The organism is uncultured Sulfitobacter sp. (assembly GCF_947502895.1).
Classification (GTDB): domain Bacteria; phylum Pseudomonadota; class Alphaproteobacteria; order Rhodobacterales; family Rhodobacteraceae; genus Sulfitobacter.
Genome location: NZ_CANNBM010000008.1, coordinates 1 through 15,776, shown reverse-complemented (window position 1 = coordinate 15,776; position 15,776 = coordinate 1). Strand labels below are relative to the sequence as shown.

Below are 15,776 nucleotides of genomic sequence, written 5' to 3'. Positions count from 1 at the left end.
CGCTATAGTTGGCAGGTTCGGATAAAGGTTACATTATCTGGAAGCAGCGACTTTTTTGACGCCCTTAACAGCCAGCTTGCCGACGCCTACGGTACCTTTCACGGCAGTCTTGGCTACAAATCCGGCTGTGGCACCCGTGGCGTCCGCAACTTGATTGGTCGAGCAGGCAGAAAGCGCGCCCATCGCGCCAACCAATGCGATAATCATCATTTTCTTTGCGTTAAACATGGTCTTACTCACTTTGTTTGCGCCGCTTGGTTTCATGGTCAAAGCCGGAGGTGTGTGACAGTCCGAGGTGCGACGTCCTCTGTCCTGCAGCCCGCATGTCGGGCGCTCCGTCTTCGTTGAAACTGGTTTAGCAGTGTTTTTAAAAGCAGCATAACGAATAGCATTTATGTTTATCGTGCGTAATACTCATGTATAAGCGAAGCAGAGCAACCAATCAGCACGGCATGCACCTTTTAACCAGCGGAGACCTTATGGACATCACTCTCATCAAAACGTTTATCGAAGTTGCCAACACGGGATCCTTCGTCGCTGCATGTGATCGCCTGTTTGTCACACAATCCGCCGTCAGCCTGCGGGTGCAGCGGCTAGAAGACAGTTTGGGCCATCCGCTGTTCATCCGCTCGAAGGCGGGTGCCGTGCTGACCGCGGAAGGTAGACAGTTTGAACACTACGCGCTGAGCCTTCTGAAACTCTGGGAAGAAGCGCGCCAGCAAATTGCCATTCCCGAAGGGTACAGCCGCGCAATTTCCATCGGTGCGCAATATTCCTTGTGGCCACGTCTGGGGTTTCGATGGCTCGATGCACTCCAGCTCAGGATGCCCGAACTCAGCGTTCATGCCGAACTGGGCATGACAGACCGGATCACCCGCTACCTGGTGGAGGGGGTGGTGCAGGCCGCGCTGCTCTATACTCCACAACTCAGACCCGGACTCACGGCGGAACACGCGCTGGATGACGAGCTGATCCTTGTCGCCTCCTACCCCGATGCGACCCTTGACCTGGCACGCGATTTTGTTTCGGTTGACTGGGGGCCAGAGTTCACTCACGCTCTCACGATTGCCCTGCCCCATCTCACCGATTCCGGCCGTTCTATGGCGCTGGGGGCCTTAACGGCAGACTATATCGTGAACCGCAAAGCCGCTGCATTTCTACCCGCACGCTCGGCCAAACGGTATATCGACGAAGGAAAGTTGCATCTTGTGGCAGACGCACCACGCTTTCCTTATCCATCATGGGTGGTCTGGCGTAACGATCTGCCCGAGGACATTGCCGATGTCGCTCGCACAACGCTAGCCGAGGTCGTCTTGGCCGCCGAGATAGAACAGGAAACCGTCACCGAGGATATCGAAGCGATGGCGGACTACGACGCCGTGGATGCCAGACTCTGACTCGCGATATGGCACGTGCTGGCACTGGGGGCCAGCATGGCCAGGCTCTGCGCTAAACCGACTTTTCCAGCAACGCAATCGCCTTGGCAATCGTCTCATCCTCCAACGCGCCATCAAGCTGGATAACAACCCCCCGCCCTTTGCGGCTCCACTCGATCCGCGTGCCGCGCGCTGTCTCGATGGTTTCCACCTCGGTCTTGGGGCGGCCACCCTTGGATTTGCTATTGGAGTCCGATGCACCTGAAAACGTCTTTAGCGCTGCTTCAATGACCTGCCATTCCTCGCCAGCGCCAGCGGGGGTTGCCGTACCAAGCGCATCGCGCAACAGCCCCCCTGCCCCGTTTCGCAACGCCGTAGCAAGCGTAAGCCCCTGTTTTTCCTTCAGCGCCTGCGGAAATGCCAACACATCACCCAACGCCTCGAATACCACAGCAAAGGACCGTATCTTTGACCGCTTGGCCTTGGATGCAAAGGCAAAGAGCTTTGCCGTTGCCTCCTCCACATCTTTATAAACGCCGTTCTGCGCAGCAAGAACCGCAATTCGCCCGCGTTCAAATTGCGAAAGGTCTGCCCGAATTTCGTTTTCCTCGACCATCGCTTCCATACTGTTTGCCGCTGACGCGACAGGACGCACCAGTGCTTCGATCACACCTGCACCCTGCCCCGGCTGGCCACGCAACTCGCGCACCGCCTGAAGCCGCCGATACCCAGAGATCAGACCATAACGCGGTTGCCCGTTGCGCGGCTCCAGCGCGCAAACCTCGATGGGCATGCGCAGGCCATTGGCAAGAATGGCCGCCTTCAACTCTGCAAAATCCTGTGGATCAAGCGCCATACGGTCCCGCGTCAACGCGCTGGCGTCTACCGCTTCAATCGGGATCAGCCGCGCAACAAGACCTTGTGCCTCTGCTGCGCGGACCTGTTCCAACTGCGCCAGTTTTGCGCGCAATTCAGGATCAACAACATTTACGTTCATCGCGGTCTCCGCTGCCACTTGGGCAATAGGCGCCATCGCAGGGGACGGTGCGGTTTCGCGGCGAAACGCATCTTCCATCTCGCTGAGGTGTTCGACACTTGGCGTGGTGAGTTTGCGACGTTTAGCCATAGTTTCTTACTCCTCTGTTACCCCATCGTGCGTTGCGTCCATTTGTAGATCGCGCCACCAACACCCCAGAATGATCTCTTTCACTTCACCCCAGGTCCGGTCAAATGTCTCGCGACCACGGACGTATGTATCGCGGTTAAACTCCCGATAGTCGGCCTCGTAAATGCCGTTCACCTGTTCGCCCGCCTGCCCCACCATTGCAGTAAATTCCTGCCGGTAGGTCGTCATGAAATCGCCAAAATAGGCTTGGATTACGTTAGCCAAATCTGTCTGCTGGGCGGGGTCGAAACGGGTAATCATCGCCCGCACGGCATCCCATTCAAAGCGCACTTCCTCCAGACCCGCACCCTTGCGGGCCATGTTCTCGCCATCCTCGATGCTGGCGAAGGTCGAATAGAGCATATCAAAGAACCGCCCCGTTGAGTCGAACTCCAGAAAGGACGCCCCTAGAGGCACCAGCAAAATGTCGGACGCCGACAACGCATTAATAGTCAGATAACCAAGCGCGGGCGGCGTATCAAGAAACACCAGATCGTATTTATCCAGTAATCCCTCATCCTCCAGAAACCCGCCAAGCGCGTCCCACAAAGGCCAGGACCGCAACTGCATCCGCCACACCGGCACCTGAAACTCCGCCCAATACAGGTTCAGCTGTGCGCCAATCAGGTCGATATTGGGCCAGTGAGTGTGCTGTATCACGTCATCAGCGGTTATTTCAGTGGCGGCCTGCAACGTCTCGTCCAAGGGTTTCGTGGCGAAACCTCCCGCCGCAAGCACGCTGTTTTCCGCCGCCAGATGTCCGGCGAAATGTTTGGCAATCAGGGGAAATGCCGTCTGCCATTCATCCGTGACCGACCCGCCAAGGATCGACGTCATGGACCCCTGACTGTCCAGATCAATCACCAGCACTTTATAGCCATCAAGGGCCGCGCTCATCGCCAGATGGGCACAGGTCGAAGTCTTGCCCACGCCACCTTTGAAATTAGCCACTGCGACCACTTTCGCGGGCAGGCCTTCGGGACGGTAAGGCAGGTACTCGCGGTCCGCGGCCCCTTCAGCGGCAAAATGCTGGCGCAGGCGTAGCACTTCTTCAAGGGTGAACCACTTAGAGCCTCCCTCACCGGATCCTTGCGGCAAATCGGGATTCTGCTTTAGCACTCTGCGAAAATGGGCGGGGGCCAAGGGAATGAGGTACTTGCAAATCTCCCATGTTGAGAATTTTCGCAAATGTTTCTGCCCGTCCGGCGCATAACCGCGCCGCGCCAGATCATCGCGCCCCTTTGTTGCGAAGTTTGCAGCCTTGGCAAATCTGGTCGTTGTGACAGGATCGGCCAAGCGACCTGCTGCGCGAGCAGGATCAATGTTGTAATAGGGGGGAAGGGGAGTGTCTTTGCTTGCCATACTGGTGCCTCGGCATGTTCTGTGTTTTCTGTAATATCACAGAAACATCGCCATATCGCCATAGCTTACTGCGCCAAAGCATCCAGAACCTGAAAAACAAAGAGAAAAGCAACACAGAGTTTGCTTAGTTTATGTATCTTTAAGGACTTAAGGTACATTTTATCCGTTTAATATCATGCGATTGCGATGTTTCGGGGACCTGCCTACGGGAGCAGTAGCACCCGCCAACGGGATTTAGGGGACCTGCTTACGGGATCAACGGCTCCGATTCGCGGGTTTAGCAGGACCCGAATCCGGTTAGAGCCTGATTGGCCTGACTTAGACCCTATTTCAGATCAGACAGCGACAGAAGATAGAATCCGCCTCCCGAAAACGGGTCCCTTTGTTGCCCTTGAAACGGATCACCACGCAGCCTGCAAAGGAACCCGCAGATGTCTTTACCGCAGGTGCCTTTTATGCAAGTCTTTCCAAAAGCCGAGCATCGGAAAAGAGCAGAATCATGAAGCCTAGCGAGAACGCACAGTTGAGCGGCGCATTGCGCAGGCCGTCCGTCAAGAAAAACGTCGCGGCGATCCATGTGTCGGGCAAGCTGACGCTTCTCCAGCGCAAGCTGTCGAATGTTCTGCTGCTCAACGCGTATGACACGCTGATCTCGCGCAGTACCCACCGGATTGATGCGCGCACCCTGTGCTTGATGGCAGGCTATAATTCCAACGATACGGAATCGCTCAAAGCGTCGCTGCGTGGTCTGGCAGAGACAGTGGCGGAATGGGATATGCTGGATGAGAAGGGACGGCAGGAGTGGGGCGTTTCGGCGCTGCTGTCTTTTGCCAAGCTTAAAGATGGCGTGTGCGAGTACGCGTATTCTCCTGCACTTGCGGAAAAGCTGCACGATCCGAAGGTGTTCGCGCTCATCAATCTGAATATCCAGCGTCAGTTTACAGGCGGTCATGCGCTGGCGCTGTACGAAAATTGTTTTCGCTTCATCGGGACGGGATCAACGGGGTGGTGGCCGCTCGAGACGTTTCGCCGCCTGATGGGGGTGGACGGGTCGGAGTATTACGAGAGTTACAAACATCTGAACGCCAAGATTATCAAACCCGCTGTGGCTGAGGTGAACAAGGTCTCCGACATAATGATAACGCCGGAGATCCGCAAACAGGGCAGGGCGGTCAGCGACATTCGCTTGTTGATCAAGCGCAATCCGCAGCTGTCGATTCTGGACATTGATGACGGGGCGGCGCTGCGCAAAGGGGATGTTTATACACAGCTGCGCGCGCTAGGGGTGAGTGACCGCCTCGCGCGGCAATGGCTCAGCGAGCATGGCGAGGACTATGTGAGCGAGAAGCTCGCTTACGTTTCGCGGCGAAACCAGGTGAAAAGCCCGGTGAGCTATCTGCGCCGCGCTATTGATGAGGATTTCGCCGCACCACAGCCCAAAGCCGCCGAAAGCGTTCGGGCAAAACAGCTCAAGGCTGTGCAGGATGCCGTGGCCCAGCGTTCCCCAACGCGCCGCGATGCAGATCGCTCGCTGTTTCGCAGTCGCCTGTCCGACCCTGTTTTGATGGATGATTTTGACCGGCACGGGTGGATGTCGGCGTTAAACAGTCAGGGTATTTTCGCGTTTTGGCGCGAGTTAGAGCCTGATTTGTTCGCCCAAGCCAACGACTAACCAGCATTGCCTTGGTGCATCACAGCACCGACATTCGCATGCACCAATTGATAATCGCCTGCCGCCACCCATCTTGAAGGGAACGCGCTGAAAGGATCCGATATGACTACAGAACCGCTTACCCATTCTGAGGCGCAAGGGGTGCGCTATGCTGCGGAGCTTGAAGGGCATGTGCGCTGGCTGGACAGTTTTTCTGCGGCCGCTCTTGGCGTACTCGCGGTGGCATCTGGCATCTATACCTATCTTGGGGTGACAAGCCTGCTGGACGATAATGGCGCGCTGAGCTTTTTTGCCGCGATCAGCTATTCCATCGCGGTGTCTGTGGGCATCTTTGTGTTCTGGTCGTACCTGATGCGTTTATTGCCGGCAGTGCGCACAGTGGGCGCGCGGCTGGGGTTGTTCCTGTCCATGCTCTTGGGGTCTGCCGCGATCATCGCCATGTCCTCATGGCTTAATGCGGCGGCGTTGGCGGGTGCCGCTGCGGTAGAGCAGCATCTGGCCCATACTGTGCAGGACTACCAGACCGCGCTGGAGCGCGCCAACGAGATCACGGTCAGCGCGCAAGGCCTTGGCCGCGATGTAGCGCGCGTGCGCCAATCGTTCGAGGATCTGTCCGAGCAAGAGGCGACGGGCGATTTGTCGGGGCTTGCGGGGCGAGGGGCCGTGTTTCGTATCTTGCGGCAGAAATCCGACGAATTAGCCGGATTAGAGTCTCAGATTGCTTCACAACAGCCTTTGGTCGACGGCGCTTTTTCCGAAGGGAACGCTATCCTGAGCCGCATGCGATCCCTCACAGTAGAGCCGGGACCGATCGAGGTGCGCTCGGTCCAGTTTTCGGAGGAGGCCGTACGCCTTGCCGGTGTCATTACGCAGTTGCGCCAACTGTCTGTCGCCCCTTTGGTGAGCCGTGCGGCGCAGGATTTGAGTGCATCCGTTGTGCTGCCTGAACTTGACGGGCGCACTGCCGAGGGGCGGGCAGGGCAGCAATCAACCATCAGTTCCGTACTTCAGCTGCTGGGACAGCGTGCCGATACCCTGCGCCGTGCGGCTGATGTGGTGGCAAACATGCCCCCACCCGCCGACACGGTTTATACGCCGATCAGTACCGCAGATGCGGTGATCCGCTATGCTGCAAATTTTGCGCCCAGTTGGGCAGGGGCCATTGCCATTGATTTGTTGCCAGCGGTTTTGGTTTTCATTCTGGCGATCACACATGCGGCGATCCGTTCGGGCAAGTCGCGGGTCGGGGTCGAGGACACCATGACCATCGCCGAGCTGCGCGCAGCGATGAGCGCAGTGCGTGACATTGATGCCATGTCGCGCGTGCAAGCTGCGCCCGCATACGACCCTACCGTGGTGGCGGCGCTTAATGGTTCGGAACCGCGCAAGGACGACAGCACGACATGAGGCGAGACTTTTCCGCACCGTCCTTCAGTGTGCGCCGGGTGATCTATTGGGTGCTGGGGCTTCAGGTGCTGATCGCTGTGTTATTGATGGGGGGCGATCTGCTCAGGGCGTTGCCTTACATCGGAGGCCGCTCTGACAGTCCGGCCTTTGACACCCCCGTCAATCCCGGTGACCAGACGCGCCGCTATCGCCCCCGTGATATGCCGCTGGCCCCCGCGCGTGAAGGCAACCCCGACCGTCCATATCGCAGCACAGGCGACATGCCCGACCGCCTGACATTCGTTCGCGAGGGGGAGACCCTTTTGGTGACGGGCGGGATCACGGAGGGGGATGCCAAGCGGTTCAGAGATTATCTCGCCGCCGAGGAGGAAGCGGGGGCCGCGCCGTTCGGGGCGGTGCGGCTGAACTCGCCGGGGGGGGCTGTGGCCGATGCGTTGGCCATCGGGCGGCATCTGCGCAAGGCCGCGCTGGATACATTTTTAGGGGCAGGGGATATCTGCCTGTCGGCTTGCCCTTATGTGCTGGCCTCTGGCGTCAATCGCGCTGTGAGCGACGAGGCGCAGGTGGGCGTGCATCAGCACTATTTCGGACAAAGCACTGTTTTACCTGCATTTATGGCCGTAGAGGACGTGCAGCGCGGACAGGGTGAGGTGATGATGTATCTTGAAGCAATGGGGATAGACCCACTGTTGATGCAACACGCTTTGGTAACACCGCCTGAAGAAATCTATGTGTTTTTGCCCGCGCAGTTGCGTGATTACAGGCTCGTCTTAACCCAAGACGAGCCGTCATAGCACGCCGCTACAATAGATCAGGATGTGACTGCCTTTTTCGCGCTGGAAATGCCAAAGCAAAAGAGGTCAGTCTTGCGTGTGGCAAAGAGAGCGGCAGCAGCCCCAGCAATGTTAGCGAAAGCGGCGGCAAAGACGATGCCCATATATCCAAAGATGCTCACGCCGATCCACGCCAGTGGCAGATAGATCGCAAAGATCCGCCCGAGGCTGAGAGACATAGACCAGACCGCCTTGTCGCGCGCATTCATCGCGGCATTGGCAATCACGGTGATGCCATAGCCGAACATGCTCAGACCCACGATGCGCAGATAATCGGCGGCAAACTTCTGGTCACTTTCCCCAGAGGCCAGCAGCCCCGCGATGGGCCCGGCAAGCAAAAGCAAGACAACGCCGACAAGCGCGCCATACGCGAGGCTGAACCCGAAGGCCCAAGCTGTTGCAGATTGCGCGCGGTCTTGGCGTTCCGCGCCCCAGTTCTGGCCCACAACGGGACCGATCCCAGCAGAAACCGCCATAAGTGGCACTAACAAAATAGATTGAACCCGCCCCGCCGCGCCAAAGCCTGCCACGGCATCATCGCCCACCGTTGCAACCGCAGCTGTCACCAGCGCCATGCCCGCAGGATTGATCGCGTTGGAAAGAGAGGCGGGGAGGCCTACGTTAAGAATACGCTTGGCGCTGCCAACTGCGTTATCCAGCATGTTGCCGCACACCCCCAACAACCCGCGTCGCCACGCAATCCACAGCGCCAGTGCCATGGCAATCACCCGCCCCACGAGGGTCGAGACGGCTGCACCGGCTGTCGACATCTCGGGGAAGGGGCCCCAGCCAAAGATAAACACGGGATTGAGCGCGATACCGAACAGTGCCGCGACAATCATGATCGCTGCAGAGGTTGCACCGTCACCATGGGCACGGAAAATCGAATTCGTTATCATCATCGTGACAAGAAACGGGAACGACAGCGCCCACAGCGGCATATAGGCTGCGATCTCTTTGGCGACATCGCCGTCAGCGCCTATGGCAGCGAACATATAGGGATAAACCAGCCAGATCACCGCGCCGAATATAAGTGAGAGTGACAGGCCCAGACCGATCGCATGCAGGCCAAGCCGCTGGATATCGTCGTCACTCTTTTTCGCGCCGATCCGCTGCGAGAGTGCGGCGTTTGCCCCCGCGCTCAGACCGATTGACAGGGAGGTGAGGGCGGTAATCACAGGATAGATGAACCCTACTGCCGCCAGCGCGGCGCCGCTGACCTGTCCCAGAAAATAGGCGTCCGCCAACCCCACAGCGATTACAGAAAAGATACCGAAACTCATCGGCGCGGACATGGCGGTCAGCGCTTTCCAGATTGGCCCTTCGGTCAGGTCACGGGTTTTGTTATCGGGCAAACTATATTCCTAACGGGAAGGGGGGCGACCAGAAGTTAACACGGTATCGGGCACTTGGTTCCGCAACCCAATGCAAACGACCAGTCCCGCATGTGCGAAACTGGCCGCGCAGGTAGTGTCGGGGCGTGCTACAGATCGAGCTTTGCGTTTTCGCCAAGGTCGGGGCCGCCGTCGGTGAAATAGGCCCGCGTCATTTCTGCGGCCATTGCGACCTTGCCCTTGTCGTTGTCCCAATACTCCGCCTGCGTTGGTGCAACGCGGATCACAGCGACATCGGCGTTCTCGGCACCGCCGTCAAAAAAGACATCGCAATATGGCCCCCAGAGTTTGCGGATCAGATCGCGATCGCGGCTGATGATGCCTTTGCCAGAGACGGAAGCGAACACCATTTTCGACGTGTCGGCGAACCCAAGAGCGATGTCGGCGTCTTTGTTCATCTCATAGATTTTCGCGCTCTCGCTGTCGGTTACGAAATGGATCGTGCGGGTATTGGTATCGATAAAGGGCGCCATTGGGCGACCACGCAACAGGCCTGCGTCTTCGGTTGTTACCATGCAGACCTGCATATCACTCAGGATTTCCCAGAAACGGGTGTGGGTATCAGACATTGAATTCTCTCTTTGTTTAATTTGGGTACGGGGGGCTTTGGCCCTTTCAGGGTAGATAAATCGCCTTGGCGTTGGTGAATTCGCGCATGCCAAAGCCGCCGTGCTCACGGCCAAAGCCAGAATCCTTGACCCCGCCGAAAGGCATATTCGGGTCTGCTGCACCGAAGGAGTTGATGCGGATCATGCCCGTGTCAAAGTGGTTGCGGGCCAGTTTGACGGCGCGCTCTTCATCCTTGCAGAAGATGCCACCGCCCAGACCATAGCGGCTGTCATTGGCGATGCGCATTGCATCCTCGTCATCTTTGGCGCGGATGATGGACGCGACCGGGCCAAACAATTCATCGTCATAGGCGGGCGATCCCGGCTGGCAGTTGCCCAAAACAGTCGCGGGGTAATATTGCCCCGTGCGATTGTCGGGATCACCTCCGCAAAGCAACTTCGCTCCGTGGTCGATGCTTTCCTTGACCTGAGTACAAATCGTCTCGAACTGGTTTTTACTGGAGAGTGGGCCAAGCTGGGTGTCCTCATCCATCGGATCACCCATTTTGATGTTTTTCATTTGCTCGACAAAGGCGGTGACGAAGTCGTCATAAACCGCATCTGTCACCACAAAGCGTTTTGCTGACACGCAGGTCTGGCCGTTATTGTAGATACGCCCCTGCACGCAGGTTTTCACGGCCAGCTCCACATCGGCGTCTTCCAGCACTAGGTAGGCGTCGTTTGATCCCAGTTCCAGCACGGTTTTCTTGAGGTTTTTGGTGGCCTCCTGACCGATAATACGGCCAGCACCATCACTGCCCGTCATGGTGACGCCACGCACGTTTTTATGCTCGATCACCTCGTCGGACGTGTCATGATCAATAATCAGCACGTCGAACAGACCTTCGGGCAGCCCCGCAGCATCACAGATTTCCTTGAGCTTCAGGCCACTGCCTGTGCAGATCTCGGCGTGTTTGAGGATGACGGAATTGCCTGCCATCAAGTTCGCGGCCAGCACGCGGACGGGCTGATACAGCGGAAAGTTCCACGGCTGGATGCTATAAATAACGCCAATCGGGCAATGGGCGACGATGCCTTTTTTCTTTCCACCGCTGTGCGTGCGCTCCTCATCGGCCAGTACATCCGGTCCGTGATCGGCGGCATATTCAAAGAGCTGCGCGCACAACTCGACCTCGGTTTTACCATCGCGGAACAGCTTGCCCATTTCGCGTGTCATTAGTGTGGAGAGATCGTCGGAAGCATCGCGCAGAGCGGCGGCAATATCGCGCAGGACGGGCGCGCGTTCTGCGTGAGATTTCTCCCGCCAGTTCAAGAACGCGGCATGGGCTGCGTCAACTTTCGCGAAAGCGGTGTCGCGGCTCATCACATCATAGCTGGTGATTTTTTCGTCGGTAGCGGGGTTGGTTGTTGTGATCTCGGTCATGGGCGTCCTTCCAGAGTTCTGTTACCCATTCAACACCGCATGTCTGGCGAAGTTCCCGCGTGCAGGGTGCGACACCTTCACACCGGTGGTCGGTTGTCGGGTTCGACTTTGCCGCGCATCGGGAGAGAAGTGCCGTCATTATTTGCGCTGATTTTTCGACATCGTATGTGGTTGCCCCTCACGACATGATCGGGTGATGGTGATGTACGGTAAGCAGCCCGTTTGGGGTCAAACGGCGCAAATGTCACAGCGGGATGGCCTGTTTCGTGCTGTCGCTTCGCAGAGACAAAGACCGGTGGTGTCGCCCGCACCGTGCAGTGTATGAAGAATGGCCTTTATATTCTTTACAGAAAATCAGGTTTTGCGTTGAACGCGCCTGATTGACGTTCGATCCCGTTACCTAAGACGCTTAAAGCCATGCAACTAATATCCGTGTCGCGGGTTAGCTGTGTAGCGGCGGCCCGTCAGGGCTTTTTATGGCGACAGTCTCTACTATCTGGGAAATGCCTCCAAACGACACTGCTACTTTAGGAGCGATACGATATGGACGATGCTAAAAAGATCAAAAATCTGTTGATTTTCATCTCGGTTATCATGGCTTTTGCAGCAGTTTATTTTGCGCGAGACATGTTCTTGCCTATCGTTATCGGATTTATCGTAGCACTCACACTCAGTCCGGTTGTCAGGTGGTTGTCACGCCTTGGAGTCCCAGAGCCGCTTTCGGCTATGGTTTTGATTTTTGGGGCGGTCCTTGCCCTCGCATTCGGCTCTTACCTTCTGAGTGGGCCAATAACCGAGATTTTATCGGATGCGCCTGCAATGGGTGATGAGCTGCGCCAGAAGTTGCGCGGCCTGATAGCGGCAGTCGAAGACGCTAAAAATACCAGCGAGCAAGTTCAAGAGTTTGCGGCGGGCGTTGATAGCACACCCGTTGTCGCCATAGAACAGCCTGGCCTTTTGGCATTCGCGGCTGGCAGTGTCGCAAACTTTGCAGGTCTCACGCTTGTTGGGTTGATCTTGGCCATGTTTATCTTGGCCTCTGGCGACCTGTTTTACGTAAAACTATTGGAAGCCTTCCCGAACTTCTCTGATAAACGCCGCGCCGTTCAAACCGCCCGCGATATTGAAAAGCAAATCTCGCGCTACTTCTTGACCATAACTATCATTAACGGGGGCCTCGGATTGAGCATTACCGTCGCCATGTTTATTGTCGGGCTACCTAATCCTGTCCTTTGGGGGACACTCGCGTTCGTGCTCAACTTCTTGCCGTTTGTAGGAGCTGTTCTGGGTGCGGTAATGGTTGCAGCCTTTGGTATTCTGAGCTTCGATACGCTTGGAGCCGGACTTCTCCCAGCGGGAATCTATCTGGTTTTGACATCCATCGAAGGTCAATTCGTGACGCCAAGCGTTCTTGGAAAGCGGCTGGAGATGAACATAGTTGCAGTATTCTTGACCGTAATTATCTGGGGCTGGATGTGGAGTGTGCCTGGCGCGCTGATGGCCGTACCTTTCCTGCTGCTGCTTAATGTGATCTGTAACAATGTGCCTGGGTTGGGTGTTCTGGGCAATTTCCTTGGTCCGCGAACCGCGACCGAACGAGAAAGCTAACTCGTGTCCCACATAGAAGCCGATACCAATTCAAAGCTATGGGTGAAAGCGGCGGCGGCAAATAGGGAAAAAGGCGCGTAGTCTGACGAGGGAAGATCGAGACGATAGGGTAGGGCATGCTCCGACAAGTCAAAATCCAAGACTACGTTCCTATGAATGAAATGGACCTTTTAGCCATATAGTGAGATCACAGAATGGAACCGCCCATGACCTGCGTTTCACGTAACCCATCCCTGCGATTTGGGAAATGCGTGTCATAAGTTGAACCCATCAATTCAACATCCGAGTAAGCTCGCATGCATTTACTGATTGCAGGGTTTTCGCTCTTCAGCTCACTCCATAGAGCATCGCCAGCGTCCAAGATTTTGGTCCGCGGACTTACAGCCTGCAATACCCTTTGCGTTGGTCAGCATATATACTTTAACTAATTGAAAGTATTTATAATTAGACAAATCCTGACATGATATTAGCAATTATGCCCCACTGACAGAAGTGCCGTTTTGGCAAGGGCCTATAAAGGCTGATGGCCAACCTCTTTCTGATGCCTCACCGCCACGACCAAAGCCACGTCTTGTTGCAAATGGTAGAGTGCGACATACCCGCTGGCGCCAAAGCTGATGGGCCACTCCCGAAACTCTGGGTCCATATCATCGACGGGACGGCCAGCATCAGGGTGGTCTGCAATAATTTGCATCCCGTCACGGATCGCACTTGCCGCACGTCTGGCCGCATCGGGATTCTTATCGACGAGGAACCGGTAAAGGCGCTGCACATCGGCCAGCGCCTCGGGCGACCAGATTAGACGTGGCACTCAGGCGGCTCCTGATCGTCACCAGCGGCAAGCTGCGCCAGCCAAGCATCTGCCTCGGCATGTGTCACGTGCAGCCCAGTTTCCTGATAGGTGTTCCAGGCGCGAATACCGTCCTGACGGAGCGCTTCGCGCTTTTCCTCGCGCTCGACGTATTGGGCAATCGCCTCGCGCATCATCCAATGCGGGGATCTGTCCCGCGCTTCGGCAAGGACTTTCACGCGGCTGTGGACGTCGTCGTCCAGTTTGACTGCAACGGGTATTGGCATGGTTTTTCTCCATAGGTATCACTTTATAATACCTATGGAAGAAGATCATTACCAGAGCTTATTTGGGCCGGTATTACACACCGCGTTCAGCCATGTGCTGGGCGTGAGATTGGCGAGGTCAGCAGGTGAGACGCAGCAGACGATCACTTCGGTACTGCCACCTTCACACAACCCAAGTGACGTCCGCTGATGACCACGACGGCATCCTGTTGCCACTGCAATTGATGCGGATCAATCAGGGCAGGTCCAGTTCAAGTTAGGGTGATCCGAGAGCATCCAAGGGATACGACTATGTCAGTTGCAGATACACCAAACCCGTCAGACCAACCGCCACAAGAAGAGCCGACGCCGGTTGATCCCGCCGCTAACCCACCTCCAGTTGAGGCACCTCAACCAAGTGATCCCTTGCAAGAACCTGCGCCAGTTGAGGTTCCGGATGGGCAAAACCCTAAGGAGAATCCTGAGTTTGATCCCTTTGATGAGGGCAATTTCCCTGTTTAGCATCCGTCGCTTCTGACTCTGATCCGTTCTGGCTGCCTGAAAGGTTTTATCATGCGCTTAATGGTGGTTGGAATCGTTTGGATCCTTTTGGGGCTTGTGGGGTGGCGCATCTTTGATCAGATGGCCGACCGGGCCGAAGTAATCTGGCTGCACGCGGTGCAGCCTTCCAACCCGTCTGTGTTTCAACACGCGATGATTGCCGACCTCCCTGAACCAGCGGCCCGCTTCTTTCGCTTTTCAATTGCTGAAGGCACACCTCTTTTACCTGTCGCCGCGATAGAGATGAAGGGCCAGTTCAGCCTTGGTGACAAGGAAAGCCCAAACTATATGACCATGCAGGCTTCTCAGGTTCTGGCAGCACCGACAGGGTTTATCTGGAGAATGCGCACGCGGTCGGGACATCTGAGATTATCTGGATCGGACGGTCTTAAGTGGACACGGTTCTGGATGGGTGGATTACTGCCTGTTGCACATGCAGGAGGCGATGCAGATCATGCCCGTTCTGCATTTGGACGCATGGTGGCTGAGGCGGTTTTCTGGACACCTGCGGCGGTCTTGCCCTCGCGAGACGTTTCTTGGGAGCAGGTGGATCACGATACAGCCCGTGTTACTGTTCGGCACAACGGCATGGTACAAAGCGTCGACGTTTCGGTTGCGTCAGATGGTCAGCCAACAAAAGTTGTCTTTCAGCGGTGGAGCAATGCGAACCCCGACAAGGTGTACCGCTTGCAACCTTTTGGTGGCTATTTGTCCCGCTTTCAGGACTTTCAAGGGTATCGCCTGCCCACTCACATAGAGGCTGGCAACCACTTTGGAACGGATGCCTACTTTCCGTTCTTCATTGCTGATGTCACAGAGATTACTTTCCCTGAGTCAAAGAACTAGCGTCCGGCATTCAACGACATTGATCTTCCTCGACTGGACAATGTGACCCTTTCACTGCCGCCCGTAAACGACCGCAGTAGTTTCAGTGGCGACCTGAAAATGGAGACACCAGCGACCCAGTATCCGACAAACATGCACATTCATCGGGAGGTCAAATCGTTCTTCGATCCTCAAACCGACACCATTAGCTATGTCGTGATGGACCCCATTCAAAGATGGTGGGACCTATCAGATTGGTGGCATAACTACCTATGCCATACATGCGCCTGCTTGCATGGTGCATGTGATAGGTGATGCAGCGTTCGCTGGTGACACGCTTTTAATGCCTGACGGCGGATCTGCGCGCGGGCGATGTACCCAAGACGGAATATGGCAAGCCGATGCTCAAGGTGCCGGTCAACGCGATTTAAACCGCTTCATTCCAAAGCCCATTCTTGCCAATTGCCGCACTGGGACAGGCTCGGCCACCCTTAGGTCTTTGGCGGATATCTTGAGCATAACAAA

At 56.2% G+C, this 15,776-nt stretch carries 14 protein-coding genes and 1 pseudogene; 7 read left to right on the top strand and 8 right to left on the bottom strand.

Annotated elements, in window-relative coordinates:
- Positions 1 to 33 precede the first annotated feature (33 nt).
- Positions 34 to 228, bottom strand: coding sequence for a hypothetical protein (locus Q0903_RS18410; RefSeq protein WP_299031438.1), 195 nt, complete (start codon positions 226 to 228; stop codon positions 34 to 36).
- A 251-nt stretch (positions 229 to 479) separates the two neighbouring features.
- On the opposite strand from Q0903_RS18410, the gene Q0903_RS18405 reads away from it, so the two are divergent.
- Complete coding sequence (locus tag Q0903_RS18405) at positions 480 to 1,397, top strand: LysR family transcriptional regulator (protein ID WP_299417714.1); 918 nt, start codon at positions 480 to 482, stop codon at positions 1,395 to 1,397.
- 52 nt (positions 1,398 to 1,449) lie between these two features.
- Here Q0903_RS18405 and Q0903_RS18400 read toward each other — a convergent pair whose 3' ends face one another.
- Complete coding sequence (locus Q0903_RS18400) at positions 1,450 to 2,502, bottom strand: ParB N-terminal domain-containing protein (RefSeq protein ID WP_299417712.1); 1,053 nt, start codon at positions 2,500 to 2,502, stop codon at positions 1,450 to 1,452.
- A 6-nt stretch (positions 2,503 to 2,508) separates the two neighbouring features.
- Positions 2,509 to 3,903, bottom strand: coding sequence for an AAA family ATPase (locus Q0903_RS18395; RefSeq protein ID WP_299417710.1), 1,395 nt, complete (start codon positions 3,901 to 3,903; stop codon positions 2,509 to 2,511).
- Positions 3,904 to 4,402: 499 nt separating this feature from the next.
- Between Q0903_RS18395 and Q0903_RS18390 the strand changes: the two genes are divergently transcribed.
- From Q0903_RS18390 to Q0903_RS18380, 3 genes are all read left to right on the top strand, one after another.
- The gene (locus Q0903_RS18390; RefSeq protein ID WP_299417708.1) at positions 4,403 to 5,575 is read left to right on the top strand and encodes a replication initiation protein; all 1,173 of its coding nucleotides are present in this window, start codon (positions 4,403 to 4,405) and stop codon (positions 5,573 to 5,575) included.
- 102 nt (positions 5,576 to 5,677) lie between these two features.
- Positions 5,678 to 6,982, top strand: coding sequence for a hypothetical protein (locus Q0903_RS18385; protein WP_299417706.1), 1,305 nt, complete (start codon positions 5,678 to 5,680; stop codon positions 6,980 to 6,982).
- Positions 6,979 to 7,776: a hypothetical protein gene (locus tag Q0903_RS18380; protein ID WP_299417704.1), complete on the top strand. Its 798-nt coding sequence runs from the start codon at positions 6,979 to 6,981 to the stop codon at positions 7,774 to 7,776. Before Q0903_RS18385 ends, Q0903_RS18380 begins: the two co-directional genes overlap by 4 nt.
- Before the next feature lie 17 nt (positions 7,777 to 7,793).
- Here the strand turns inward: Q0903_RS18380 and Q0903_RS18375 are convergent, their stop codons facing one another.
- The 3 genes from Q0903_RS18375 to Q0903_RS18365 all read right to left on the bottom strand — a co-directional run bounded on the left by Q0903_RS18375 (position 7,794) and on the right by Q0903_RS18365 (position 11,201).
- Entirely contained in the window at positions 7,794 to 9,170 is a 1,377-nt protein-coding gene (locus Q0903_RS18375; RefSeq protein WP_299417702.1) for an MATE family efflux transporter, read from the bottom strand.
- Positions 9,171 to 9,298: 128 nt separating this feature from the next.
- Positions 9,299 to 9,778 (bottom strand): pyridoxamine 5'-phosphate oxidase family protein, encoded by a 480-nt coding sequence (locus Q0903_RS18370; protein ID WP_299417700.1) that lies wholly within the window; start codon positions 9,776 to 9,778, stop codon positions 9,299 to 9,301.
- A 46-nt stretch (positions 9,779 to 9,824) separates the two neighbouring features.
- Entirely contained in the window at positions 9,825 to 11,201 is a 1,377-nt protein-coding gene (locus Q0903_RS18365) for an NAD-dependent succinate-semialdehyde dehydrogenase (RefSeq protein WP_299417698.1), read from the bottom strand.
- 543 nt (positions 11,202 to 11,744) lie between these two features.
- Between Q0903_RS18365 and Q0903_RS18360 the strand changes: the two genes are divergently transcribed.
- A complete protein-coding gene (locus tag Q0903_RS18360; RefSeq protein ID WP_299031464.1) occupies positions 11,745 to 12,809 on the top strand; it encodes an AI-2E family transporter in 1,065 nt (354 codons plus the stop codon).
- 511 nt (positions 12,810 to 13,320) lie between these two features.
- Here the strand turns inward: Q0903_RS18360 and Q0903_RS18355 are convergent.
- Together Q0903_RS18355 and Q0903_RS18350 are read right to left on the bottom strand one after the other, a co-directional pair.
- Complete coding sequence (locus Q0903_RS18355; protein ID WP_299031467.1) at positions 13,321 to 13,620, bottom strand: type II toxin-antitoxin system RelE/ParE family toxin; 300 nt, start codon at positions 13,618 to 13,620, stop codon at positions 13,321 to 13,323.
- Entirely contained in the window at positions 13,608 to 13,886 is a 279-nt protein-coding gene (locus Q0903_RS18350; protein WP_299031470.1) for a CopG family ribbon-helix-helix protein, read from the bottom strand. The genes Q0903_RS18355 and Q0903_RS18350 overlap by 13 nt, the downstream gene beginning before the upstream one ends.
- Before the next feature lie 552 nt (positions 13,887 to 14,438).
- On the opposite strand from Q0903_RS18350, the gene Q0903_RS18345 reads away from it, so the two are divergent.
- Both Q0903_RS18345 and Q0903_RS18340 read left to right on the top strand, forming a co-directional pair.
- On the top strand, positions 14,439 to 15,272 hold the full coding sequence (locus Q0903_RS18345) for a DUF6544 family protein (protein WP_299417695.1): 834 nt from the start codon (positions 14,439 to 14,441) through the stop codon (positions 15,270 to 15,272).
- A 99-nt stretch (positions 15,273 to 15,371) separates the two neighbouring features.
- Positions 15,372 to 15,618 (top strand): annotated as a pseudogene (locus tag Q0903_RS18340) (hypothetical protein); the annotation flags it as partial.
- Positions 15,619 to 15,776: the final 158 nt, after the last annotated feature.